Here is a 23,173-nt window from a genome sequence, read left to right as displayed (position 1 = left end):
CCCCGGTCATAGCGTCCTGGTTAAGTCGTGTCCGGTAATCCACCGCCTACTGCGCGGCACTCGGCACGCCGAGCTACCGCACCGAGCACCTGCTCGCTACGGCGCTGGATTACCGGACACGACTCCATCAGTGAGGTCAGATGATCGGAGACGGAAGATGACGCTCGAGGCACGACCGGAGGTCGCTACTCTTCGCGACCAGGCCGGCGCGGTGGGTACGGTCGAGGCACCCCGTCGTGGGCGGTGGATCGATGTCTGGGATCCCGAGGACGGCGGTTTCTGGGCGGCGAAGGGGCGCCGGGTGGCCCGGCGCAACCTGTGGCCGTCGATCTTCGCCGAGTTCCTCGGCTTCTCCGTCTGGCAGCTGTGGAGCATCGTCGTCGTCTCCCTGCCGGCCGCAGGCTTCGGCTATACGACCGACCAGATGTTCTGGCTGGTCGCGCTGCCGAGCCTGGTCGGGGCCACGCTGCGGCTGCCCTACACGTTCGCGGTGCCGAAGTTCGGCGGGCGCAACTGGACGATCGTCTCCGCCCTCTTGCTGCTGATCCCGGCCTCGGGCCTGGCCTTCTTCGTCAGCCGGCCGGAGACGCCGTTCTGGCTGATGGCGCTGGTCGCGGCCACGGCGGGCGCCGGCGGCGGCAACTTCGCCAGCAGCATGACCAACATCTCCTTCTTCTTCCCGGAGCGGGACAAGGGCTTCGCGCTCGGCCTGAACGCGGCCGGCGGCAACCTCGGCGTCGCCGTGGTCCAGCTGTTCGTGCCGATCGTGATCGTGGCCGGCGCCGGGCTCACGCTGAACCGGGCCGGGCTGATGTGGATCCCGCTGATCCTGCTGGCCGCGATCCTGGCCTGGCGGCTGATGGACAACCTGTCCGCCGCCACCTCGTCCTTCCGGGCCTCGATCACGGCGGCCAAGCGGCCGCACACCTGGGTCATCTCGTTCCTCTACATCGGCACCTTCGGCTCGTTCATCGGCTTCGGCGCGGCCTTCCCGCTGCTGATCAAGACGACCTTCCCCGACATCACGGTGGCGCACATCGCGTTCCTGGGTGCGCTGGTCGGCTCGGTGTCGCGGCCGTTCGGTGGCAAGCTGGCCGACCTGGTCGGTGGCGCCTGGGTGACGGTCTGCGCGTTCGTGGTGATGGGCGCCGGGATCCTGTCGGCGATCGCGGCACTGCACGCGGGCAGCTTCACCTGGTTCCTGCTCAGCTTCCTGGTGCTCTTCGTGGCGAGTGGCGCGGGCAACGGGTCGACGTACCGGATGATTCCGGCGGTGTTCCGGCAGACGACGCGGGATCTGGACGGCAAGCCTGAGCCGATCCGGGCCCGGCGCGAGGCCGCGGCCTGCATCGGGATCGCGTCGGCGGTCGGAGCGTACGGCGGGTTCCTGGTGCCGCGCGGGTTCGCGATGTCGACCGGGCACTACGGGTCGCTGGTGCCGGCGCTCTACACGTTCTGCGGCTTCTATGTCGTCTGCCTTCTGGTGACGTACTTCTGCTACCTGCGCCGCGGTGGCCCGCTCAGCCAGGAGCGTGTCTGATGTCCGGGCGGCATTTGGTGGTCGTCGGTGGCGGCATGGTCGCCCACCGGCTGGTGGAGGCGCTGCGGTCACGCGACACCGACGCCGCTTGGCGGATCACCGTGCTCGCCGAGGAACCGCGGATGCCGTACGACCGGGTCGCGCTGACCAGCTACTTCTCCGGCCGCGACCCGGCCGACCTCTCCCTCGGCGACCCGGCCTTGTGGGACGACCCTCTGGTGAGCCTGCGCAAGGGCGTCACGGTTGCTGCCGTCGACACCGCTGCTCGGACCGTACGGACGACGCGCGACGAAGTGATCGAGTACGACGAATTGGTGCTCGCCACCGGCTCGTACGCGTTCGTGCCGCCGATCAAGAACAGCGACGCGGAAGGGTGCTTCGTCTACCGGACGATCGACGACGTCGCGGCGCTGCGGGTCTATGTCGAGCGATTGCGGGCCGAGGGCAAGGACGTCAACGGCGTCGTGGTCGGTGGCGGTCTGCTCGGGCTGGAGGCGGCCGGCGCCTTGCGGGCTCTGGGTGCTGGGACGACTGTGGTCGAGTTCGCGCCTCGGTTGATGGCGTTGCAGGTCGACGAGGGCGGCGGTAGCGCGCTGGCCCGGTTGATCCGTGGGCTTGACATCGAGGTGCTGACGTCGACGCAGACGACGCGGGTCAAGACGACCTCGCAGGGCGCCGCGCGAGCTATGGCGGTTGCTGATGGCAAGGACCTGCCGGCCGACGTGGTGGTGTTCGCGACCGGCGTACGGGCTCGGGACGAGTTGGGGCGCGCTGCTGGGCTGGAGATCGGCGAGCGCGGTGGTGTGGTCGTCGATGAGGGTTGCCGCACATCGGTGGATGGGGTGTGGGCGATCGGTGAGGTCGCGTGTATCGAGAGTCGTGTCTGGGGGTTGATCGCGCCGGGGTATGCGATGGCGGAGATCGTCGCGGACCGGTTGCTGGGCGGGTCGGCGACCTTCCCGGGGGCTGACACTTCCACCAAGCTCAAGCTGCTCGGGGTCGATGTCGCGAGCTTCGGTGATGCGTTCGGGGTCACGGAGGGCGCGCTCGACATCGTCTATGCGGATCCGGTGGCGGGCGTTTACAAGAAGCTCGTACTGTCCGACGACGCGCGGACGCTGCTCGGCGGCATCCTGGTCGGGGACGCTTCGGCGTACTCGGGATTGCGGCCGATGGTCGGGCGGCAACTCGGTGCCGACCCGGCGTCGTACCTGCTGCCGGAGGGTTCGGCGCCGTCGCAGTTGGAGCTGCCGGACGATGCTCCGGTCTGCTCGTGCAACAACGTTGCCGCGGGCACCATTCGCTGCGCGGTGCGGGAAGAGGGCTGCGGCGATCTGAAGTCGCTGTGCGGCAAGACCCGGGCTGGCACGAGCTGTGGGTCGTGTCTGCCGATCGTGAAGAACCTGCTCAACGCCGAGCTGGCCGCGGCCGGTGTCGAGGTGAGCAAGGCGCTGTGCGAGCACTTCGCGATGTCGCGGGCGGAGCTGTTCGACGTCGTCCGGGTGACCGGGTTGCGGACGTTCAGTTCGCTGGTCGAGCGGCACGGCAGCGGGCGCGGTTGCGACATCTGCAAGCCGGTGGTCGCGTCGATCCTGGCCAGCCTCGACCCGGCCGGGCACGTGCTCGACGGTGAGCTGGCGACCTTGCAGGACACCAACGATCACGTGATGGCGAACATCCAGAAGGACGGGACGTACTCGGTCGTACCGCGGATCCCCGGCGGTGAGGTGACGCCCGAGGGGCTGATCGCGATCGGTGAGGTGGCGCGCGACTTCGGGCTCTACACCAAGATCACCGGCGGGCAGCGGGTCGATCTGTTCGGGGCGCGGATCGAGCAGTTGCCGGCGATCTGGAAGCGGTTGGTGGAGGCGGGATTCGAGTCCGGACACGCTTATGGAAAGGCGTTGCGGACGGTGAAGTCGTGTGTGGGGTCGACCTGGTGCCGGTACGGCGTACAGGACTCCGTCGGGATGGCGATCGCGCTGGAGCTGCGCTATCGCGGGCTGCGGTCGCCGCACAAGATCAAGCTGGGCGTCTCCGGGTGCGCGCGCGAGTGTGCCGAGGCGCGTGGCAAGGACGTCGGCGTGATCGCCACCGAGAACGGCTGGAATCTGTACGTCGGTGGCAACGGCGGGATGACGCCTCGGCACGCTCAGCTGCTCGCCTCGGATCTGAGCGACGAGCAGTTGCTGCAGGCGATCGACCGGTTTCTGATGTATTACGTCCGCACCGGCGACCGGCTGCAGCGGACGGCCGTCTGGATCAACGAGATCGAAGGCGGCCTCGACCACGTCCGCGACGTCGTGCTGAACGACAGTCTCGGCATCGCGGCCGACCTGGACGCGGCGATGGCCGCCCACGTCGACTCGTACGTCGACGAGTGGCAGGCGACTTTGCAGGACCCGGAGAAGCTGGCCCGGTTCGTGTCGTTCGTGAACGCGCCCGACCAGCCGGACGCCGACCTGCGCTACGTGGTCGAACGCAATCAACCGCGGCCGGCGACCCCGGCGGAACGCGGGCAACTGGAACCGGTCCTGCTCGCCGGTCCCCGACTGGAGGTACGCCGATGACCCTTTCGACGACGGCGGTGGTGGTGTGCCCGTACGACGCCCTGCTGCCGGAACGCGGTGTCGCCGCCTTGCTCGGCGATCGCCAGATCGCGTTGTTCCGTGTGTTCGACGGCTCGGTGTTTGCGCTGGGCAACCAAGATCCGGTGAGCGGGGCGAATGTGATGTCGCGCGGGATCGTCGGGAGCCGCGGGGACGTGCCGACGGTGGCGTCGCCGATGTTCAAGCAGGTGTACGACCTGCGGACCGGGGTGTGCCTGGACGATCCCTCACTGACGCTGTCGGTGTATCCGGTCCGGGTCGTCGACGGAGAGGTGATCGTCGGTGACTAGGCCTGGTCCGCTGAGCGGCTGCACGATCGCCGTCACCGCGCACCGCCGGGCGGACGACCTGATCGCGTCGTTCGAACGCCGGGGCGCGAAGGTGCTGCACGCACCGACGCTGCAGATCGTGCCGGCCGCCGACGACCAGCCGCTGATCGAGGCGACGCGGCGGGTGATCGCCAATCCGCCGGATGACGTGGTCGTCACTACCGCGGTCGGGTTTCGTGGGTGGGTCGAGGCTGCTGACACCGTCGGGTTGGCGGCTGACTTGCTGAGCACGCTGGAGCAGGCCCGATTGCTGGCTCGCGGTCCGAAGGCGCGGGGCGCTATCCGGGCGGCTGGGCTGGTGGAGCATTGGTCGGCGCGGTCGGAGACGACGGCGGAGGTGGTCGAGTGGTTGCGCGACCAAGGGGTCGTGGGGCGCAAGATCGTCGTACAGCTGCATGGATTGTCTGATCCGGCGTTGCAGGATGCGTTGCGGGCGGTCGGGGCGTCGGTGCGTGGTTTGGAGGTTTATCGGTGGGGTCCGGCGCCTGATCCGGCGGCAGTCGAGCGGGTGATCGGGCAGATCTGTGCTGGTGGCGTGGATGCTGTCGTGCACACCTCCGCGCCGGGTGCGCAGGCTTTGCTGGACGCTGCTGCATTGAACGGTCAGTACGACGGGCTGGTGTCAGCCCTGCGTACCGGCCGGGTCCTCAACGCTTGCGTCGGGCCTATCACTGCCGGTCCGTTTGTGGCTTTGGGGTTGGAACCGCTGGTACCTGATCGCTACCGCCTCGGCGCCTTGATCCGCATCGTCACCGACCGTCTCACCGACGACAACGCCCGCTCCATCGAAACCGCCTTCGGACAACTGGTGATCCGCGGCGGCGCTGCTGTCCTCGATGGCGTAGTACTACCGCTGGGCCCTGGTCCCCGAGCGGTACTCGCAGCCTTGGTCGCCGCCGGCGGCGATGTCGTCTCCCGCCCTGACCTGCTGGCAGTCCTCCCCGGCGCCGAAGACGTCCACGCCGTGGAGGTAACCGTCAACAGACTCCGTACCGCAGTAGGCCGCCCCGAGTTGGTCCGCACAGTAGTCCGCCGCGGCTACCGCCTGGCCGTCGAACCCGTGGGGGCGTCGACATGATCGATCTGGTGGCGGCCGCGCATGGGACCGCTGATCCCCGAGGGATCCGTGAAGTGCATGCGCTGGTCCGGCTGATCGCCGAGTTGCGTCCTGAGGTGCCTGTTTCGCTGGGGTTTGTGGATGTCGACGTGCCCGCGCTGCCGGAGCTGGTGAGTCGGGTGGTTGCCGATGGCAATGAAGCTGTGGTGGTGCCGTTGCTGTTGAGCAGCGGGTATCACACGGCTGTGGACATCGGGCGCGAGGCGTCGCGGCGGCCGTACCAGGTGCGGGCGGCTTCGGCGTTGGGTCCGGATCCTCTGCTGGCCGACGTGTTGGTGGACCGGCTTTTGGCTTGTGTCGAGTTGGAGTCGATGGATCGGGTGGTGCTGGCGGCGGCTGGGTCGTCGGATCGGAGGGCGTTGCTGGATTGCTCGGCGACGGCCGCGCTGCTTGCCGAGCGGATAGACCGGCCGGTGGAGGTCGGGTATGTGTCGGGCGCTGGGGAGCGATTGGGGTCGGTTCTAACTCGTAGTACCGGCCGGGTGGCTGTTGCCACGTATCTGCTCGCCCCCGGCTTCTTCGCCGACCGCGTACGCCGGATCGCGGGGGATCTGCCGGTGAGTGAGCCGTTGGGCGCCGACCCGCGGATCGCGAGGCTGGCGCTCCATCGCTACGACGTCATCAGAAAGCTGCCGCCGATGTCCGGCGAGGCGGGGTCGGCAGCTGTCGTCAGTCTTGCTCGCGCCGCTGCTCGTTGATCCGCAGCGCTTCGGCGAGCTGGTCTTCCAGGATGATGATTCGGCAGGCCGCCTCGAGCGCGGTGCCCTGGTCGACGAGTTCGCGGGCGCGAGCGGCGAGCCGCAACTGGTAGCGGGAGTAGCGGCGGTGACCGCCCTCGGACCGCTGCGGGGTGATCAGTTTGGCTTCGTCCAGGCTCCGCAGGAAGCCCGGCGTGGTGCCGAGCATCTCGGCGGCCCGGCCCATCGTGAACGCGGGGTAGTCGTCGTCGTCGAAGCTGGCCGGGCCGGCCGGGGTTGAACTCATCGGGGTCTCCGTGTACAGATCTGGGGTCATCGAACCTCCATGCCGAAGGGCCCCGGTGCCGAAGCACCGGGGCCCATGGTTAGTGGATTGTCACCATCTACCGACCGTAAGGCCGGCCTTGCAGGTCCGCAGCACGCCACGTGAAGGCTGTCGCTGCGTGGATCGCTGAATGCGTAACCGAAGACCACCTTCTTTCCGATGGAACTACGGCACCCGCCCGGCGAAGTACTGGCACTGGCGGGCGATCCGACGGTGAAATCCCTTCCCTTCTCTCTCGAACCACTACCTACTGTTACTTCGAACAACAAACAACTTCTGCAAACAACCGAACTACCAACTGCTACTACACGTGCGGTACTACCAACTGCGACTACAGGTACGAAACTGCAACTACTCGAACCGCAACTTCCATCCGTCAAGCCTGGAACCCTTTTCAACCACCGGCTCCAGCAACTCTGACCGGATCCTGGCGCGAAACCCGAGCCCCTTCACTGATCGGCCCGGCGGAGTCCGCCGTCGTACTGACTCACAATCACACTCTTGGACAGAACGTTAGCTGTCCACGTCAGCTTCGCTGTTCTTCACTGTCAACGAGAAGAACACTACACAGCCCACCACCAGATGTCTAATCCCGCCACCACAGATTTTCCCCCCACCCCAAATCAGCTTCCGGTGACCGGCGCCCGCACTCTCCCGCGCGCAACGTGGGAGGCGGCGACTGCGTCCTCTGGGTGAGGTGAGGGGAATGGCCAGAGGCTGGTTGGGAGTGGTGGTCGCGGTCGGCGTGCTGGCCGGCTGTGGAGGCGCAGGGCGGAGCGGCGGCCGTACCAGGTGCGGGCGGCTTCGGCGTTGGGTCCGGATCCTCTGCTGGCCGACGTGTTGGTGGACCGGCTTTTGGCTTGTGTCGAGTTGGAGTCGATGGATCGGGTGGTGCTGGCGGCGGCTGGGTCGTCGGATCGGAGAGCGTTGCTGGATTGCTCGGCAACGGCCGCGCTGCTCGCCGAGCGAATCGACCGACCGGTGGAGGTCGGGTATGTGTCGGGCGCTGGGGAGCGATTGGGGTCGGTTCTAACTCGTAGTACCGGCCGGGTGGCTGTTGCCACGTATCTGCTCGCCCCCGGCTTCTTCGCCGACCGCGTACGCCGGATCGCCGCCGACCACCCAGTCAGCGCCCCCCTCGGCGCCGACCCACGAATCGCCGCCCTGGCCCTCCACCGCTACGCCGCCGCCTGCAAGATGTCGGCGGTCGCCGTCTGAGCTGTCCTCCTCTGGATCGATCGTCCGTCAGAACAGTAGGTGGCGGACCGAGGAGGAACATCGGATGGACGGAGCCGGCATGGGCCTGTGGGATGACCCGGCCTGGCTCAAGATGCAAGCGACCAGCCGCTTGCTCGAGCTGCAGCGCGCGTCCTTTCGCCGGGAGCTGGTCGACCCTCGCAGTGCCTTGGGTGAGGTGGACCAGCTGTCGGCGAGGTTCGCCGGCGATTCTGAGGTGCAGAGCCTGGTCGAGGCCGCACGCACGATCCTGAGTGCGAGTCTCGGCCCCGCCTTCATCGATGTGTCTGCGCTGCGCGTGCTGCTCAAGAACCTCAGCGAACAGCACGGCGATCAGCTCGTGCCGGAGATGAGCCTGATGCCGGGCTTCCTCGAGGCCGTGCAGTTGATGAAGAACGGCGATGATTCGGCCGGGCAGACCTTGCTCTTCGAAATGCTGAAGCAATGCGAGGACCTGCCGGATCCGAGCCCCCTGCGGCAGTATCTCGCGCAGCTGGCGCCCATCGAGCGGACTCGGAAGCACGAGGACAAAGCCGCCCACGCCCGTCTGTTGGACGAGACGCGAATCCTCGCGGCCCGTCCGGGCACCACCGACGGCGAACGTGCGAACTTGCTCGTTGCCGCCGGCGGAGCGGCAGTGGACCCGGACCAGGGAGACGACCTGGAGCAGATCGACCGGGGCATCGCTGATCTGCGGGAGGCAGTCACCTTGACCTCCGATGACCATCCGGACCACGTCTTCCACCTCGCCACGCTCGCGATGGCCATCCACCGTCGGTTCGAGGTCACCGGATCACCCGCTGAGTTCGACGAGGCGGTTGCGACGGCGGAAAGAGCTCGAGAACTGGCTCGTGGACCCGCCCATCCCCACTGGACTTTCGTCAGCGACATGTTGTTCCAGTTCCGTGGCCGCCGTGCGGCGGGCGGCCCGTTGCCGCTCACGACGCTGGACTCGCTCCATGGTCGCGCCTGGCAGGTGTTGCTGCAGACCGACCCAGTGGCTGCTCGCTCAGATGCACGAAACGCTGCGCGGGGAGCCGTGCACGTTGCCCGCATCCGGCTGGCCGCGCACGACCCATCGGGCGCATTGCGTGCACTCGATGCCGGACGGGGACTGATGCTGTTCGCTGCCACCGAGATGCGTGATCCCTGCACGCGGTTGATCGAGGCCGGCGAACCAAAGTTGGCCGAGCGCTGGCGGGCGGAGGCGTCGCCGTCGATCTGGCTGCGGGGGCAAGTCATCGAAGTACTGGCCCGCGACTCCGACCTGCTCGATCCACCGACGGTCGCAGAGACCCAGGAGGCGCTGAGGCGTCTCGGCGCCGACGCGCTGATCTATCTGGTGCCCGCCGAGCCACCGATGGTCGGCTGGGCGGTGATCGCTCCGGCCGACGGCGATCCGCGCTACATCGCGTTGCCCAACCTCGTGATCGAGGAGAAGACGGAGATCGAGCGGTATCTCGCCGCCGCGGCGACCAGGAACGCGACGCTGGTCAACCCGCGACGAGATGTGGGGACGGCCGGGCTGACCGACTTCGTGGACCGCCTCGACGCACTGTGCGACTGGGCCTGGAAGGCGGCGATCGGCCCGATCGTGGAGCCGTATCTCGACGAGAAGCCGGGCCATACGCCGCGCCTCGTGCTCATCCCGATGGGCGACCTGGCCCGGGTACCGTGGCAGGCCGCACGACGACCGGACGGCACCTATCTGGTGGAGCTCGCGGCGGTATCGCAGGCCGCGTCGGCCAGGATGCTGTGCGCCTCGGCCGCCGCCCAGCTCGTCCGGCACTCGAAGAGCGGGCTGATGGTGGCGGACCCGGACACCGGCGACGCGGCGTCGGACCTGCCGTCGGCGCGCCTGGAGGCCTATGCGATCCATCGGGCGTTTTATCCGGGCGCGACCTACGTCGGCCGCCGGCCGGACGGCACCGTCAGCGGGTCGGGCGCTGGCACCCCTGAGGACGTCCGGAACTGGCTGCGGACCTACGACTCACATGCGGGAACGATGGTTCACTTCGCGACCCACGGAGTCATGGAGACCGCCGCGGACAGCGCCTCGTCGCGGCTGCTGCTGGCCGATGGGGACCTCACCGCCGAAGAGCTGATCAGCATTCTGGACTCCAATCGCCGGCCTGTCGGCCTGGTGGTGCTGGCCGGCTGCCACACCGGGCAGTCGATTCACGGCTATGACGAGGCGTACAGCCTGGGCACGGTATTTCTGGCAGCTGGTGCCCGGACGGTGCTGTCGACGCAATGGAGCATCCCGGATCGGGACACCTCCCTGCTCATGTACATGTTTCACCACTTTCTGATCACCGATCAGCGGCCGGCGTGGGAAGCGCTCCGCCAAGCCCAGCTCTGGATGCTGGACGACGCCCGATCGGCGCCCGTCGACATGCCCACGCCGCTGCGCCGCATGCTCGCGGACATCGACCCCGCCCGGATCACCTCGTGGGCCGGATTCACCCACTGGGGACAGTGACCAACCGAGAGGTGTGAAGCAATGACCTTAGCCATCGAGGAGTTGGTCCGACGGGCGCAGACACTCGGATTCAGCTACTGGAATGCCGGGCCTAGCGGCCCAGGTGCGCTCAGCGATCTGTGCGGAGCGATCGAGGCGTTCACAGAGGCCCACCAGCTGCTCGAGGCCGGCCATCCGGCCCGGGGCCAGATCGCAGCGCAACTCGGCTGGTTGATGATGGATCGCCACACCGTGCACGGGACTTCGGCGGCTGACCGCGAGGCCGGCATCGGCATTCTCGACGAGGCGATCAGCAGTCCGGGGCTGCCGCCGACGCAGACCATGCTGGCGCGGCTGGCTCTCGGACAGCTGCTTCTGAGTCGAGCGATGGCGGGGACGAACCCCGGTGCGGCGCACCCCGGTCTTCGGGGGAGTGACTCGATGCCCGACGCGGCCAAGGCGATCCAGTGCTTTCGCGAGGTTCTGGCCAGTCCGGTGGTCAGCCCGGAGGTCACCTTGCTGGTTCAGACCCTGCTCGGGATCGCCGAGGCGATCTTGCCCATTTTCAGCGATGAGCTCACGAGCTTCGACATCGGCAAATACATGAGTGCGGTGGCGGCGGCGCAACACATGGGGCAAGGCACTGGACAGTTCGCGACCATGAAGACCGCGGGGGTGCCGGCGCCGTTGACCTTTCCGATCGACTTCAGCCCAGTCGATCAACTGGACGGCCCCGAAGCCGATCCGCAGGAAGCGGCTCCAGAGATGCCGCCTCCCCAGATACTGGCTCCCCAGTTGCCGGCTCCTCAGACACCCGCTCCCGCGCCGGTTGCTCGGGTGGCAGCGGTTCTGGTTGCACCGGCTGGGCCGAATACTGCACGCCTCGCGGCGCGCAGCCGATTGGCGGGTTTGTCCGCTCAGCCCGAACGGACTGTCTGGGAGCAGGTACTGGCCTTGCTCCAGGCGGATCCCGAGGTAGCACGAGCGGATCTGGATTCGTTTGTCGGCGCGGCGGTGAACGCGGTCGACGCAGCTGAAGGCGACGACCCCGTCGAGGCTGGGCTCGACCGGTTGCTGGCGGCGTGTGGGCTCTGTCTGCGGGAACAGAGAGACGGGAATGGATGGGGGGCCGAGGACGATGGCGAGAGCAGCCTCGCCGCGGAGCAGCTGCTTGCGGCGAGGGAACTCATCCCACCCGACCACCCAGCTGCTGCTGTCGTCGAGGCGCTTGGCGGAGTACTGGACTAGCTGCGCTTGCTCGATGGTGAAGGTGGGTTGGGCCGGGAGCACGTACGGATCGCCCTGCCGCTTGGTTTCGTATCGCCCGAGGCTGGAGCGATGAGAAACCTGAGCAGAGTGTTTGCGGTCGTGGCCGGGTTGCTGGTGTCGGCTGCTGTGGTTCAACCCGGTAGCGCCTCGGCGACGGACTGGGGTGACTTCCAGATCCGGAATGCGGCGAACCAGCAGTGCTTGACCATCGGCGCCGACAATTACTCGATCGGGATCAGCGGCTGCTCCGGCGGCCGGTACGCGTTTCAGGATTGGGAGGTCAACGATGACCCGGTCCCGGCGAACTACTACCGGCTGATCAGCTACGCCCCGCCGCAGCCGGGCAAGTGCCTGGATTCGGCCTGGGGACACGGCGGCACTGGTGCCCCGCCGGTCGCGAGGTACTGCGCGGATTTCAAGGGCCCTGACGAGGAGTGGTACCTGTCCTCGGTCTCAGGTAGCCGCAGCTACATCCAGTCCCGCGCGACCGGGCAGTTCCTCGGTCTGGGCGCCGACGGTAAACCCCATCTGTACAAGTACCCGAACGAAGCCTACGGCGGCCAAGCCGGCGTCATCTGGTGCCTCCGCACAGACTGGGGCAGCAACCCCCGCCAACCCTGCTGACGGCCGACGGGCGCGGCGGTTGCCGGTTATGTCGGTGGTAGCCGTCTAGCCTGTGCCGCGTGGGGATCTTCGACAAACTCAACCGCCGTACGCCCGAGCCTGACGCAGTGGTCCTGGAGGAACTCCGCGACCAGGTCCTGCTCTGGGTCCTGCCCGGTTTCAACACCCGCACCGAGGTGCTGACCCTCGCTCAAGAATTCCGCGACGACGACGAAATGCCGGTGACGGACCGGCAACTCGAGCAGTTGATCGACGACGTCTGGCAGACCCGTCTGGCCGAACAACAAACCTGGACCACCCCCACCGACGCCGACAAAGTCGCAGCCGCCTTCGCCGCCCTCGACGACGCCGGCGTAGTAGCCCGCATGAACTTCACCTGCTGCCAAACCTGCGGCGTAGCCGAGATCGACGACGAACGCCCCACCGACCGCCCATCCACCGGCTACGTCTTCTTCCACCAACAAGACACCGAACGCCTAGCCGAAACCCCCGCCCACCTCTACCTCGCCTACGGCCCCCTCGACCCGACCCCAGACGACTTCGACAACCAGGCCGTAGAGATCGGCCGCCGCGTCGAGTCCACCCTCCGCACCCACAACCTGCCAGTCACCTGGACCGGCTCAACCAGCCAACGAATCTCCGTAGGCCCCCTAACCTGGCACCGCCACCTCCCCGCCTAGACGCCAGCTAGCCCGGCTGTGCCAGTCGACAACTGTCAACAGGTCGTCGCGCAGGCGCTGCACGGTGCCGGCGATCTCGGTGGGCAAGGCGTCCAGATCGATGGTGGCGGTGGCGACGGCGTTGCGGAGTTCGGTTCAGGTGAGCCAGGCGACTGATTCGGGGATGCGGTGGCTTAGCTCGGCGGCCGGTGCGTCGAGGCCGGTGGTACGGGCTAGGACCGGTTCGAGGTAGCTGTTGATGGCGTCTTCGATCGAGAGACGGCCGTGGCCTTTGACTGGTACGGGCGGTGAGTTCGGGGTGATGAGTAGCAGGAGTGGGCGGGCCGCTTCGACTCGTCGGGGAGCAGGGTGATTCGCGCCTCCTCCGCCTCGCGGGCGATCAGCTCGCGTGTCTCGTCGGCGCCATGGGCTGCACGGAACACCGCGGCGAGGAAGGTCGACCGAGGGAGGTAGGACAGCGGACCCAGGACCTCTGCCGTCAGCACGTTCTCGCGACCACGTCCGCCGTTGCGATAGCCGCGAACCAGCCGACCTTCCCAAGAGATCTCTTCGAGCAGCCGGCCGAGCATCGAGGTGTTCGCCAGCGCTTCCGGTGGTGGCTGTTCTGACATCGCAAGCAACTCCGTCCAGCTGACTCAGCCCACGATCTCACGCCTGCAACGGGAAAGGCGGTGGTCGCGTCCCCTGGGTGAGGTGATGGCGATGGGTGGAATTCGTTGGGGTGTGCTGGCTGTGGTTCTCGCTGGGGTACTCGTCGGCTGCGGTGCTGAAGCTGCTGGTGAGCCTCCGCCCGGGATCCCGTACGGCTCGCCCACGTGGTCGGTGCAGAACGACCGGGCGCTGACGACGGTTGCTGACCGGTTGGAGCCGATTCTGCGACTGCAGTTCGCCGACTCGTACGGCGGATTGGTCCTCGAGCACGAGACGCAAACCCTCATCATCTACCGCAAGCCCAACACCGCAATCGACAACCGCGCGCGAGCCGAGGCCAAGGACGTCAACCTCGTACTACGGAACGCCCGGATGACCCTCGTGGAGATGTTGGCGCTGAGCGACCGGGTGACGGCTGACCTCGCGTACTGGACCCGACAAGGCATCGTGATCGGCAGCGTCGGCCCGATGCCCGACGGGTCGGGGATCGCGGTGATGACGACTGACGGCAGCCCGAGTGATCGGGCGAACCTGATGAAGCGCTATGCGACCGACGCGATCACGCTATCGGCGGGGACCGTCGTGCCCGCCGGCGGTGTGCTTCAGGGATAGGGGCTGTAGCGGGGCGAGACGCAGCCCCGGCAAGCAGTTGCGAGAGCGCCTGGGGGCGGGGGTGGCCGCGAGAGCGCCGGGGTTGGGCGGTGGGGTGGGTGGGGCGGGCGACCGTGGTCGCGACGGAGGAGCGGGCGGGGGAGCTCGCGAGGGGGCAGTAGCTATCTGCTGTTGCGGAGGGTGTTGAGGTCGGCTTGGCAGCGGGCTTCTACCTCGGCCAGTTCGGACAGGGTTTCGTCGATGTCTTGGCGGCGTTGTTCCAGTTCGGCGCGGCGGGTGGTGATCTGGTTCAGGAGGTAGACGAGTTGGCCGGCCTCGCCTGGTTCGGCGTCGTACATGTCGACGATGGTGGCGATCTCGTCGAGGCTGAAGCCGAGGCGTTTGCCGCGGAGGATGAGGCCTAGGCGGACGCGGTCGCGGGGGTGGTAGATCCGGACGGTGCCGCGGCGTTCGGGGGTGAGCAGACCGCGGTCCTCGTAGAAGCGGATCGTGCGCAGGGTGACGTCGTACTCGGCGGCCAGTTCGGCGATGGACCAAGTAGAGGTTTCGGCAGGCACCCGGACATTGTGCACACAGGCTATCGTGCTTTACGTTTACGTAAGCGTCAATCACGAGCGAGCCTGAGCCTGGGAGTCAGAAGATGTCCTACGAACTGTCCGAAGAGCACCGCGAGTTCGCCCACAGCGTGCGCGACTTCGCCCAGGCCGAGATCGCGCCGCACGCCGCCGAGTGGGACCGCAAGCACTACTTCCCGGTCGAGGTGGTCCAGAAGATGGGCCGGCTCGGCCTGTTCGGGCTGACCGCGCCGGAGGAGTTCGGCGGCTCGGGCGGTGACTTCACCAGCCTGTGCGTCGCGATCGAGGAGATCTCCAAGGTCGACCAGTCGATGGGCATCACGCTCGAGGCGGCGGTCGGGCTGGGCATCAACCCGATCCTCACGTTCGGTACCGAAGAGCAGAAGAAGCAGTACCTGCCTGAGCTGATCGCAGGACAGAAGCTGGCCGGCTTCGGGCTGACCGAGCCTGAGTCGGGCTCCGACGCCGGCGCCACCAAGACCAGGGCCGTGCTCGACAACGGCGAATGGGTGATCGACGGCTCCAAGCAGTTCATCACCAACTCCGGCTCCGCGATCACGAGCCTCGTCACGGTGACCGCCCGGACCGGTGAGAAGCCCGACGGACGCCCCGAGATCTCCACGATCATCGTCCCGACCGGTACGCCCGGATTCGTCGCCGAGGCTTCGTACGACAAGCTCGGCTGGCACGCGAGCGACACCCACCCGCTGTCCTTCAGCGGTGTACGAGTTCCCGAGGCGAACCTGCTCGGCGAGCGCGGCAAGGGGTTCGGCCAGTTCCTCGCCACCCTCGACGACGGCCGGGTCGCGATCGGCGCGGTCGCGCTGGGCTGCATCAAGGCCTGCCTGGAGATGTCGGTCCAGTACGCCGGTGAGCGCAAGACGTTCGGCGTACCGATCGGTCAGAAGCAGGGCGTCGCCTTCCAGATCTCCGACCTGAAGGTGATGGCCGACGCGGCCGAGCTGCTCGTGTACCGGGCTGCGGCGCTCAAGGACGCCGGCGCTCCGATGAAGGAGTTCAAGCAGGCGGCCGCCGTCGCCAAGCTCTACTCGACCGAGGCAGCGGTGACCGCGACCCGGATCGCCACCCAGGTCTTCGGCGGCTACGGCTTCATGGAGGAGTACCCGGTGACCCGGTTCTACCGCGACGCCAAGATCCTCGAGATTGGCGAAGGTACGTCCGAAGTACAGCGCATGCTGATCGCCCGCGGCCTCGGCCTTCCAGTCGAGTGACAGGATGGCCGCATGAGCAGGGATCACTGGACCGAGTTCAAGGTCGCCCGCGAGGCGACGATGACGCCGCCCGAGAAGGCGGCCGAGAAGCTCGCCAAGCAGAACAAGCTCTACGTCCGCGACCGGATCGCGCTGCTCGTCGACGAAGGCAGCTTCGTCGAGGAGGCGCAGCTGGCCAACGCGCTGAACCCGGGCCTGCCCGCGGACGGCGTCGTCACCGGCCGTGCGCTGGTCGACGGGCGGCCGGCGCTGATCGTGGCGAACGACCCGACCGTCAAGGCCGGGTCGTGGGGTGCCCGGACGGTCGAGAAGATCGTCCGGATCACCGAGGTCGCGCTGCGCGACGAGCTGCCGATCTTCTGGCTGATCGACTCGGCCGGCGCCCGGATCACCGACCAGGTCGACCTCTTCCCCGGTCGGCGTGGCGCGGGCCGGATCTTCCACAACCAGGTCGCACTGTCCGGCAAGGTGCCGCAGATCTGCTGCCTGTTCGGCCCGTCGGCCGCGGGCGGCGCGTACATCCCGGCCTTCTGCGACCTGGTGATCATGGTCGACGGCAACGCCTCGATGTACCTCGGGTCGCCGCGGATGGCCGAGATGGTGGTCGGCGAGAAGGTGACGCTCGAGGAGATGGGCGGCGCCCGGATGCACACCAGCGTCTCCGGCTGCGGCGACCTGCTGGCCAGTGACGACACCGAGGCGATCGAGCTGGCCAAGCAGTACTTCTCGTACCTCCCCGGCTCGTGGCAGTCGCAGCCTCCGTCGTACGACGCGTCGCCGGCCGGCCGCGACTTCACCAGGGACCTGGTGCCGGTCGAGGAGAGCGTCGGGTTCGACATCCACGACGTGATCGACGCGATCGCGGACGCGGACACGTTCTTCGAGATCAAGCCCGCGTACGCGCCGGAGCTCGTGGTCGGATTCGGGCTGCTGGCCGGGCAGACCGTCGGCTTCGTCGCGAACCAGCCGGCCGTGAAGGGTGGCGTGCTGTTCGTCGACTCTGCTGACAAGGCGGCCCGGTTCATCTGGCTGTGCGATGCGTTCAACGTGCCGCTGATCTACCTGTGCGACGTACCGGGCTTCATGATCGGCTCGGAGGTCGAGCGGGCCGGCATCATCCGGCACGGCGCGAAGATGATCACCGCGGTGTCCGAGGCGACGGTGCCGACCGTGTCAGTGATCGTCCGCAAGGCCTACGGCGCCGGGCTGTACGCGATGTGCGGGCCGGGCTTCTCGCCGGATGCGTGTATCGCGCTGCCGACGGCGAAGATCGCGGTGATGGGTCCGGAGGCGGCGATCAATGCCGTGTACTACAACAAGATCCAGGAGATCGCGGACGAGACCGAGCGGGTCGAGTACGTCTCCAAGCTCCGCGAGGAGTACGAGACCGACATCGACATCCTCCGGCTGGCCGCCGATCTGGTGATCGACGCGATCGTCGAGCCGGAGAACCTGCGGGACGACCTGATCGCCCGGCTGGCTGCCGCCCAGACCAAGAACCGGCACTTCAGCACCAAGCGGCACGGAGTACCGCCGGTCTAGTACCGACGCGGAGCCGAGCCGGCGGGACGCGGCGGATAGCCTGCGGGCATGACGTCAAAGGACTTCGCCGATCGGCTCCGCAGCAGGCAGACCACGCTCGGTTACTGGGTGATGATGAACGCGCCCGCGGCGACCGAGCGGATCGCGCTGACCGGGTACGACTACGTCGTACTGGACGGGCAGCACGGGTTGATCGACCAGCGCGGACTGCTGGACGGGCTCGTGGCGATCGATGCCGCGGGCAACGGTACTGCGGGGTTGGTGCGGGTCGAGGCGAACAACCCGACTCCGATCGGGCGGGCGTTGGACGCGGGGGCGGCCGGGGTGATCGTGCCGTTGATCGACACGGCCGAGGATGCGCTGCGGGCTGTTCAGGCGGCGCGGTACCCACCGTCGGGGATCCGGTCGTACGGGCCGGCGCGGTCGGGGTTGCGGATCGGGCCGGTGCCGGCGGAGGCTGACGCGGCGATCGTCGTACTGGCGATGATCGAGACTCGGCAGGCGTTGGAGAACGTCGCGGGGATCTGCGCGACGCCTGGGCTGGATGGGATCTACGTGGGGCCGTCGGATCTGAGGCTGGGGATCGGGGGCAAGTACCCGGGGGATCCGGACGTCGCGGAGACGTTCGACGCGGCGATCGAGTTGATCGCGCGCACGGCGGCCGCGGCTGGGGTTGCTGCCGGCATTCATACGAACAGCGGCACCGAGGCTGCTCAGCGGTTGGCCGAGGGTTACACCTTCGCCACGGTCTCCTCGGACCTAGACCACCTACAAGCCGCAGCCGCCGCTCACCTCGCGGCCGCGCGCGACTAGAGGACTCCGGCGAAGGGGTCTTCCAGGGATTGCCAGTCGAGGGTGGCTAGCTCGGATTCGGTGAGTAGGCAGTTGTCGAGGATGGCCTGGAGGCGGGCGGGGTCCAGGCCAACGCCGGTGGCGACGACTGTGCACTCGGCCAGGTGGTTGGTTTCGGACCATTCGCCGAGGGTGCCGAGGGAGGCGCTGTAGCCGGCGGATTCCCAGCGGACGCGTTGGGTTGGGCGGTTGGCGAGCCAGACGACGCCTCGGCTGCGGACCACGTCCTCGACGATGTCCTCGAGTGCTTCGCTGAGGCGGGCGGGGTGCAGCGGACGACTCGAGCGCCACAGAACCGTGGTGACACCGTCGCCGCTCGGCTGCAGGCGTGAGTCGGTCGCCAGCTCGCCGGCCCACGCCTCGGCGGCCGTGAAGTCGAACAACCCAAGGCGACTGACCGCTCCGACTGGTACGCCGCTGACGTCCGCGTTGACGACGGTCGTCCGTGGGTTCAGGTGCTGCAGCAAGTGGTGCAAGCGCTCGGGCGCCTTGGCGCGATGAGCGTTCGCGAGCACACAGACATCGGCGTACTCGACCTGCCGCGCGGTCAACTCCGCGACATTGCGCCGATCCGGCGGCCCAAGCGCGAGCCCACGCTCGTCGAGCAACTCGTCCCCGGACAACTGCTCGACCAGCAACACCGCATCGACCACGCACGTCACCGTGTCGACCTGCACTTCGGGCATCGTCGCAACCAGCGCATTCGCCAGCGACCGAGCCTCCATCGCCGGCGGAGTCGCCAGTACTACGTGCTGCCAGTGCTCCCGTCCGACGAGTGTCTCCAGCAGCGGCAGCAGCGACTCGATCAACTGGCACGCGCCGCAGTCGTCGCCTACGCCGAACTCGCCCGCGTCGATCGGGCCGCTCTGGTCGAACACCTTCCAGGTCAGCACTCCCCGCCCGGGCAGCTCGTCCTGGTCCACCACGACAGCCACTGTGGTGGCGTCGACCATGGCGTCCAGGACAGGCTCCCGCAGCGTCGTCGAGAGTCCGGTCAGCAGGGTCAACGGGGTCTTCCGATGGGCGGCCATACCCCCACTATATGAAAACCGTTTTCATCAGTAAAGAGCCGGGGGTACACCAGTTCTCGATCCGGACCGGGAGATTTCCGCGCAGTACCGGGGAATAGTTGCTCTCCACCCATAGTGCGCCCACCCGGGCCCGCTCGCTCATCTCCGCATGTCGGCTGTGCAACTTCTTCCCCCCACCGCCCCGGTCAGGCGGCCCCGAGCAAGTCGTCGAGCGTCTTCCAGAAGTGCAGGATCGGCTCGCCGAGCGGTGGCAGGTGCTGGGTCATCAGCACCGCGGTCACCCCGTGGTCCGGGAAGTTGTACCAAGTCGTCCCCAGCCCGCCACCCCAGCCGTAACGCCGCGGCAGCGCAGGATCGAGCCGCACCTGTACGCCGTGACCCCAGCCCTCACCGTCGAGGAAGATCGCCGCGGACGGCCCGCTGCGTTGCGCTTCGGTGAGGTGATCGGCGGAAAGGTCAGCCACGGCCGACTCGGTGAGCAGCAGCGCTGCACCGTCGATCCGGGCGGCGTGCGTGCCGCCGTCCAGGAGCAGGCGTCCGAAGCGCAGGTAGTCCGCGGCCGTCGACACCAGGCCGCCGCCCGCGTGCGGGAACACCGGTGGCGCCAGCCAGTCGCTGTCGTCGGTACCGTCGAACACGACCAGCCCGTCGTCACCGCTCGTGAAGCAGGGGACCAGTCGCTCACGGGCGTGCTCCGGTACTGCGAACCCTGTATCTCCCATCCCTAGCGGTTGGAGCAGTCGCTCAGACAGCAGTTCAGGCAGAGGTTTCCCCGCAGCGCGAGCGAGCAGGACTCCGAGCACTGAGTAGGCAAGGTCGTACCGCCAATGCCGCCCAGGTTGCTCCATCAGCGGCAGAGTGGCGAACTGCGAGATCCACTCGTCCGGTGTGTGTTGCACTGCCGACGGCAGCGGCGGCCCCATCCCGAGCCCGCGCGCCATCGCAAGGTCAGCCACCGGGCAGGAGTCCACCTCGAAGGCAAACCCGAAACCCAGCCGCATGGTCAGCAGATCATCGACCGTCGCCTCCCGCTCGGCCGGCACCGTGTCGTCCACCGGCCCGTCGAGCCGCCGCACCACCCGCCGGTCGGCCAACTCAGGAAGCCACTCGGTGATCGGAGATTCCAGCGTGAGCACGCCATCAGCCGCCAGTTGATGAGTGAGCGCAGCAGCCAGCGGCTTGGTCATCGAGCTGATCCGCACAACAGCATCGGCCTGCAAAGGACCGCCCAGCCCGCTGCTCCCGACCGCCGAGACCCATTCGCCGGCCGGGGAGCTGATCGCGATCACGGCACCAGGCAGTGCACCAGACGCGACGAAGCCGTCCATCTCTTTCCTGAGCACCGTCATCATGCAGCCCAACGTAACTGAGGCCACGGACAGTCAACTGGTAGCGCTCGTGTACCGCCGAAGCCCCGCCCGCCAGACGCACAAGGCGATAGCGCAAGCACCGGCCGCAACAGCGAGAGCCACCGGCACCGCCACCAGACCCCCGCCCCGCGCCAGCACATCAGCAGGCACTGTCGCAACGAGCGCAACCGGAAACCCATAGCTCAAAAGCAACCGCAGCGGCGTCGCATAGAGCTGCACCGGATAACGACCGAACTGCCACACCGCCTCGTAAACCACATCGAGGCTGAGCCCGAGCGCCCAGAAAACGACCGAGGAGAAGAGCACGCGGGTCGCCCAAGTGATCACCGTCGCGGTCAACACGAGGATCAGCCACGCGACGACTCCGGTCAGCGTGACACTGATGGCCGCCTGGGCGAGGCCGTAGCCGACGACACCGAACCCCAACGCGACCTGAAGAAGCGCGAGCGGCGCGTACGTCCCAAGGCTGGCCAGCAGAATCGCCGGCGCCGGCTGGATCAACAGCGCAGCGAACTGCCCGTTCTTGACCTGCTCCCCGAACCACTGCAGGTTCGGCTCGACCAGCGCCGCCCGCAATCCGCTGACGATCTGGAAGGTGCCGAGCAGCGCGATCGCCTCGCCCGCCGACCAACCGCCCAGACTGTCCGTCCGCGTGTAGACGACACCGAGCGCCGCCAGCGACGCGGCCCCTGCGACGACGGCAACCACGAACTCGAAGAAGAGGTCGGCGCGGAACGTGACGCTGCGCCGGACGGACAGCGAGAACAGCGCCCCGAAAAGCCTGACGGTCTTGACCATTCTCACCTTCCGACAGCCGTGAATCGACGGACACCCGACCGCCAGACGACCGCGGCCAGCGTCGTCAGCAAGACCAGCCAAGCAACCTGTATGCCGTACGTGGCGGCAACCCCGTGGACATTGCCGGCGGCGATCTCGGCCGGGGCGCCGAGCATGGACCAGAAGGGGAGCAGCCGGCCGATGTCCTGCAACGACCCGGGCAGGAAGGTGAGCGGCGCGGCCGTGCCACCGAGCAGGAAGATCAACGTCTCGCCTATCCCCACGGCGCCGTGGGCTCGCTGCGTCCAAATGGCCGACAGCGCGAGCGTGTAGGTGAAGACGAAACGGATCGACGCCGCGAGCAGCACCGCCGGCAGGGCAAGCAGCAGCTGTGGCAACGACAAATCAACAGACGCAAGGAGTCCGACGAGGACGATCAGCGGCAGCCCGAACAGCAGGTGCCAGAGCCTGATGGCGAGGTTGGTCGCGAGGAGGTCGATGACGACCGGTCGCGGCTTGACGAGTTCGGCCGCGAACTCGCCGCCGTAGATCTCGTTGGCCAGCGTGTGGTGCTCGTACGAGACGGTGAGCAGTTGTACGGCCAGCAGCACAACGTAGTACGAGGTGATTCCGGCGTTGCCGGGTAAGGCGGAGGACCAGACGAGAAGGCCGAGCAGCGGGGTGACTGCTTGCCCGATCACCAGCGTGATGACGAACGAGCGCAGGCTCCACCACTGCACCGAGTTGCGCCAGATGCCCAGCCTGAGCAGGCGGATGAGCCGGAGCGGCTGTACGGCCGCGGTCATTGGTTGCCTTCGCGATCGAAGTAGTCCAAGGAGGCGAAGTCGCCGTCGTAGCGGACCCGGCTGTGCTCGATCAGGATCACCCGCCGGCACAACGACTCCACATCGGTGACGTAGTGGCTGGTGAGCAGGACGGTCGCGCCGGACTGGACGGCGTACCCGGCGATGAATCGGCGGAGTGCGGCGGCGGCCGTGACGTCGAGGCCGATCGTGGGTTCGTCGAGGAACAGCACCTTCGGCCGGTATACGAGGGTGATGGCGAGGCCGGCGCGCATCCGCTCGCCCAGACTCAGGGCGCGGACCTGCCTGTCCAGCAAGGAGTCCAGATCGAGGAGACCGACCAGCTCGGCGAGGTTGGCGCGGAAGTCGGGTTTCGGGATCTCGTACAGGATCTGCTGGTAGCGCAGGGAATCCAGCACGGTGAGCTCGGCCGGGCCGCCGATCGGCTGGCTGCCGCGGACGAGTGCGATCTGCTTGAGGTACTCGTGCCGGCGGCGCCAAGGGACGTGGCCGAGGACGCGGGCCTCGCCGACGGTCGGGTGCAGGATGCCGGAGAGGATCTTCATCGTGGTGGTCTTGCCGGCGCCGTTGGGTCCGACGAAGCCGACGACCTCGCCGGCGTGCAGGTCGAAGGTCAGCTCGGACACCGCGTCGATGTGGCGGTACCGGCGATGGACGACGGAGCGGAGGGCGGGCCAGAGCCCGGCCTCGCGGACGGGCGCCCGGTACGTCATGCCCAGGCCCTTCACAGACACAGCTGGTCTCATGCCTCCGAAACTAGGAGCTTGATGCAAGATTTTAAGGTTGGAGCGGCCTGTGCGCTGCGAAGGCCTGGTGCGG

General features: G+C 67.7%; 22 protein-coding genes. 14 read left to right on the top strand and 8 right to left on the bottom strand.

Going from position 1 to position 23,173, the window contains the following annotated elements; translation table 11 throughout:
- Positions 1 to 157 precede the first annotated feature (157 nt).
- Genes AB0M15_RS17110 through AB0M15_RS17090 form a run of 5 tightly spaced genes read left to right on the top strand, consistent with a single transcriptional unit; the run spans position 158 to position 6,293 of the window.
- Entirely contained in the window at positions 158 to 1,540 is a 1,383-nt protein-coding gene (locus AB0M15_RS17110) for an MFS transporter (protein ID WP_363819184.1), read from the top strand.
- Complete coding sequence (gene nirB / locus AB0M15_RS17105; RefSeq protein ID WP_363819182.1) at positions 1,540 to 4,110, top strand: nitrite reductase large subunit NirB; 2,571 nt, start codon at positions 1,540 to 1,542, stop codon at positions 4,108 to 4,110. The genes AB0M15_RS17110 and nirB overlap by 1 nt, the downstream gene beginning before the upstream one ends.
- Positions 4,107 to 4,439, top strand: coding sequence for a nitrite reductase small subunit NirD (gene nirD, locus AB0M15_RS17100; RefSeq protein WP_363819179.1), 333 nt, complete (start codon positions 4,107 to 4,109; stop codon positions 4,437 to 4,439). Before nirB ends, nirD begins: the two co-directional genes overlap by 4 nt.
- Complete coding sequence (locus AB0M15_RS17095) at positions 4,432 to 5,556, top strand: uroporphyrinogen-III synthase (protein ID WP_363819176.1); 1,125 nt, start codon at positions 4,432 to 4,434, stop codon at positions 5,554 to 5,556. Before nirD ends, AB0M15_RS17095 begins: the two co-directional genes overlap by 8 nt.
- Positions 5,553 to 6,293: a sirohydrochlorin chelatase gene (locus tag AB0M15_RS17090; RefSeq protein ID WP_363819173.1), complete on the top strand. Its 741-nt coding sequence runs from the start codon at positions 5,553 to 5,555 to the stop codon at positions 6,291 to 6,293. The genes AB0M15_RS17095 and AB0M15_RS17090 overlap by 4 nt, the downstream gene beginning before the upstream one ends.
- Here AB0M15_RS17090 and AB0M15_RS17085 read toward each other — a convergent pair.
- Entirely contained in the window at positions 6,265 to 6,609 is a 345-nt protein-coding gene (locus AB0M15_RS17085; protein ID WP_363819171.1) for a MerR family transcriptional regulator, read from the bottom strand. The two genes, AB0M15_RS17090 and AB0M15_RS17085, sit on opposite strands and share 29 nt — an antisense overlap.
- Before the next feature lie 819 nt (positions 6,610 to 7,428).
- Here AB0M15_RS17085 and AB0M15_RS17080 point away from each other — a divergent pair.
- The 5 genes from AB0M15_RS17080 to AB0M15_RS17060 all read left to right on the top strand — a co-directional run bounded on the left by AB0M15_RS17080 (position 7,429) and on the right by AB0M15_RS17060 (position 12,888).
- Positions 7,429 to 7,836, top strand: coding sequence for a CbiX/SirB N-terminal domain-containing protein (locus AB0M15_RS17080; RefSeq protein WP_363819169.1), 408 nt, complete (start codon positions 7,429 to 7,431; stop codon positions 7,834 to 7,836).
- A 64-nt stretch (positions 7,837 to 7,900) separates the two neighbouring features.
- Positions 7,901 to 10,336, top strand: a complete 2,436-nt coding sequence (locus tag AB0M15_RS17075) for a CHAT domain-containing protein (RefSeq protein ID WP_363819166.1) — start codon at positions 7,901 to 7,903, stop codon at positions 10,334 to 10,336.
- A 21-nt stretch (positions 10,337 to 10,357) separates the two neighbouring features.
- Positions 10,358 to 11,563, top strand: a complete 1,206-nt coding sequence (locus AB0M15_RS17070; RefSeq protein WP_363819163.1) for a hypothetical protein — start codon at positions 10,358 to 10,360, stop codon at positions 11,561 to 11,563.
- Positions 11,564 to 11,653: 90 nt separating this feature from the next.
- Positions 11,654 to 12,208, top strand: a complete 555-nt coding sequence (locus tag AB0M15_RS17065) for an RICIN domain-containing protein (RefSeq protein ID WP_363819160.1) — start codon at positions 11,654 to 11,656, stop codon at positions 12,206 to 12,208.
- Positions 12,209 to 12,267: 59 nt separating this feature from the next.
- Positions 12,268 to 12,888: a hypothetical protein gene (locus AB0M15_RS17060; RefSeq protein ID WP_363819157.1), complete on the top strand. Its 621-nt coding sequence runs from the start codon at positions 12,268 to 12,270 to the stop codon at positions 12,886 to 12,888.
- Between the two features lie 212 nt (positions 12,889 to 13,100).
- On the opposite strand, the gene AB0M15_RS17055 is transcribed toward AB0M15_RS17060, so the two are convergent.
- Entirely contained in the window at positions 13,101 to 13,499 is a 399-nt protein-coding gene (locus AB0M15_RS17055; RefSeq protein ID WP_363819154.1) for a hypothetical protein, read from the bottom strand.
- 91 nt (positions 13,500 to 13,590) lie between these two features.
- On the opposite strand from AB0M15_RS17055, the gene AB0M15_RS17050 reads away from it, so the two are divergent.
- A complete protein-coding gene (locus AB0M15_RS17050) occupies positions 13,591 to 14,151 on the top strand; it encodes a hypothetical protein (protein ID WP_363819152.1) in 561 nt (186 codons plus the stop codon).
- Between the two features lie 161 nt (positions 14,152 to 14,312).
- On the opposite strand, the gene AB0M15_RS17045 is transcribed toward AB0M15_RS17050, so the two are convergent.
- Complete coding sequence (locus tag AB0M15_RS17045; protein ID WP_363819150.1) at positions 14,313 to 14,708, bottom strand: MerR family DNA-binding transcriptional regulator; 396 nt, start codon at positions 14,706 to 14,708, stop codon at positions 14,313 to 14,315.
- An 83-nt stretch (positions 14,709 to 14,791) separates the two neighbouring features.
- On the opposite strand from AB0M15_RS17045, the gene AB0M15_RS17040 reads away from it, so the two are divergent.
- From AB0M15_RS17040 to AB0M15_RS17030, 3 genes are read left to right on the top strand one after another with little or no spacing between them, the layout of a single operon-like run.
- A complete protein-coding gene (locus AB0M15_RS17040) occupies positions 14,792 to 15,958 on the top strand; it encodes an acyl-CoA dehydrogenase family protein (RefSeq protein ID WP_363819148.1) in 1,167 nt (388 codons plus the stop codon).
- A gap of 12 nt (positions 15,959 to 15,970) precedes the next feature.
- On the top strand, positions 15,971 to 17,500 hold the full coding sequence (locus AB0M15_RS17035; RefSeq protein WP_363819145.1) for an acyl-CoA carboxylase subunit beta: 1,530 nt from the start codon (positions 15,971 to 15,973) through the stop codon (positions 17,498 to 17,500).
- 48 nt (positions 17,501 to 17,548) lie between these two features.
- The gene (locus AB0M15_RS17030) at positions 17,549 to 18,313 is read left to right on the top strand and encodes an aldolase/citrate lyase family protein (protein ID WP_363819142.1); all 765 of its coding nucleotides are present in this window, start codon (positions 17,549 to 17,551) and stop codon (positions 18,311 to 18,313) included.
- Here AB0M15_RS17030 and AB0M15_RS17025 read toward each other — a convergent pair.
- The 5 genes from AB0M15_RS17025 to AB0M15_RS17005 all read right to left on the bottom strand — a co-directional run bounded on the left by AB0M15_RS17025 (position 18,310) and on the right by AB0M15_RS17005 (position 23,100).
- On the bottom strand, positions 18,310 to 19,383 hold the full coding sequence (locus tag AB0M15_RS17025) for a GTP-binding protein (RefSeq protein WP_363819139.1): 1,074 nt from the start codon (positions 19,381 to 19,383) through the stop codon (positions 18,310 to 18,312). The two genes, AB0M15_RS17030 and AB0M15_RS17025, sit on opposite strands and share 4 nt — an antisense overlap.
- 185 nt (positions 19,384 to 19,568) lie before the next feature.
- Entirely contained in the window at positions 19,569 to 20,735 is a 1,167-nt protein-coding gene (locus AB0M15_RS17020; RefSeq protein ID WP_363819136.1) for a serine hydrolase domain-containing protein, read from the bottom strand.
- 30 nt (positions 20,736 to 20,765) lie between these two features.
- The gene (locus AB0M15_RS17015) at positions 20,766 to 21,551 is read right to left on the bottom strand and encodes an ABC-2 family transporter protein (RefSeq protein ID WP_363819133.1); all 786 of its coding nucleotides are present in this window, start codon (positions 21,549 to 21,551) and stop codon (positions 20,766 to 20,768) included.
- A 2-nt stretch (positions 21,552 to 21,553) separates the two neighbouring features.
- On the bottom strand, positions 21,554 to 22,336 hold the full coding sequence (locus AB0M15_RS17010; protein ID WP_363819130.1) for an ABC-2 family transporter protein: 783 nt from the start codon (positions 22,334 to 22,336) through the stop codon (positions 21,554 to 21,556).
- Complete coding sequence (locus AB0M15_RS17005) at positions 22,333 to 23,100, bottom strand: ATP-binding cassette domain-containing protein (RefSeq protein WP_363819127.1); 768 nt, start codon at positions 23,098 to 23,100, stop codon at positions 22,333 to 22,335. Before AB0M15_RS17005 ends, AB0M15_RS17010 begins: the two co-directional genes overlap by 4 nt.
- Positions 23,101 to 23,173: the final 73 nt, after the last annotated feature.

Origin of the sequence: Kribbella sp. NPDC051718 (assembly GCF_040681515.1) — a bacterium.
Taxonomy (GTDB): domain Bacteria; phylum Actinomycetota; class Actinomycetes; order Propionibacteriales; family Kribbellaceae; genus Kribbella.
The sequence above is the reverse complement of the archived record's forward strand: the minus strand, read 5'-3'. Positions and strand labels throughout refer to the sequence as shown.

Coding starts and splice junctions, on each gene's coding strand:
- AB0M15_RS17110 (WP_363819184.1), top strand. CDS start 158: ATGACGCTCGAGGCACGACCGGAGGTCGCTACTCTTCGCGACCAGGCC.
- nirB (WP_363819182.1), top strand. CDS start 1,540: ATGTCCGGGCGGCATTTGGTGGTCGTCGGTGGCGGCATGGTCGCCCAC.
- nirD (WP_363819179.1), top strand. CDS start 4,107: ATGACCCTTTCGACGACGGCGGTGGTGGTGTGCCCGTACGACGCCCTG.
- AB0M15_RS17090 (WP_363819173.1), top strand. CDS start 5,553: ATGATCGATCTGGTGGCGGCCGCGCATGGGACCGCTGATCCCCGAGGG.
- AB0M15_RS17085 (WP_363819171.1), bottom strand. CDS start 6,609: ATGACCCCAGATCTGTACACGGAGACCCCGATGAGTTCAACCCCGGCC.
- AB0M15_RS17075 (WP_363819166.1), top strand. CDS start 7,901: ATGGACGGAGCCGGCATGGGCCTGTGGGATGACCCGGCCTGGCTCAAG.
- AB0M15_RS17070 (WP_363819163.1), top strand. CDS start 10,358: ATGACCTTAGCCATCGAGGAGTTGGTCCGACGGGCGCAGACACTCGGA.
- AB0M15_RS17065 (WP_363819160.1), top strand. CDS start 11,654: ATGAGAAACCTGAGCAGAGTGTTTGCGGTCGTGGCCGGGTTGCTGGTG.
- AB0M15_RS17055 (WP_363819154.1), bottom strand. CDS start 13,499: ATGTCAGAACAGCCACCACCGGAAGCGCTGGCGAACACCTCGATGCTC.
- AB0M15_RS17050 (WP_363819152.1), top strand. CDS start 13,591: ATGGGTGGAATTCGTTGGGGTGTGCTGGCTGTGGTTCTCGCTGGGGTA.
- AB0M15_RS17040 (WP_363819148.1), top strand. CDS start 14,792: ATGTCCTACGAACTGTCCGAAGAGCACCGCGAGTTCGCCCACAGCGTG.
- AB0M15_RS17035 (WP_363819145.1), top strand. CDS start 15,971: ATGAGCAGGGATCACTGGACCGAGTTCAAGGTCGCCCGCGAGGCGACG.
- AB0M15_RS17030 (WP_363819142.1), top strand. CDS start 17,549: ATGACGTCAAAGGACTTCGCCGATCGGCTCCGCAGCAGGCAGACCACG.
- AB0M15_RS17025 (WP_363819139.1), bottom strand. CDS start 19,383: ATGGCCGCCCATCGGAAGACCCCGTTGACCCTGCTGACCGGACTCTCG.
- AB0M15_RS17020 (WP_363819136.1), bottom strand. CDS start 20,735: ATGATGACGGTGCTCAGGAAAGAGATGGACGGCTTCGTCGCGTCTGGT.
- AB0M15_RS17015 (WP_363819133.1), bottom strand. CDS start 21,551: ATGGTCAAGACCGTCAGGCTTTTCGGGGCGCTGTTCTCGCTGTCCGTC.
- AB0M15_RS17010 (WP_363819130.1), bottom strand. CDS start 22,336: ATGACCGCGGCCGTACAGCCGCTCCGGCTCATCCGCCTGCTCAGGCTG.
- AB0M15_RS17005 (WP_363819127.1), bottom strand. CDS start 23,100: ATGAGACCAGCTGTGTCTGTGAAGGGCCTGGGCATGACGTACCGGGCG.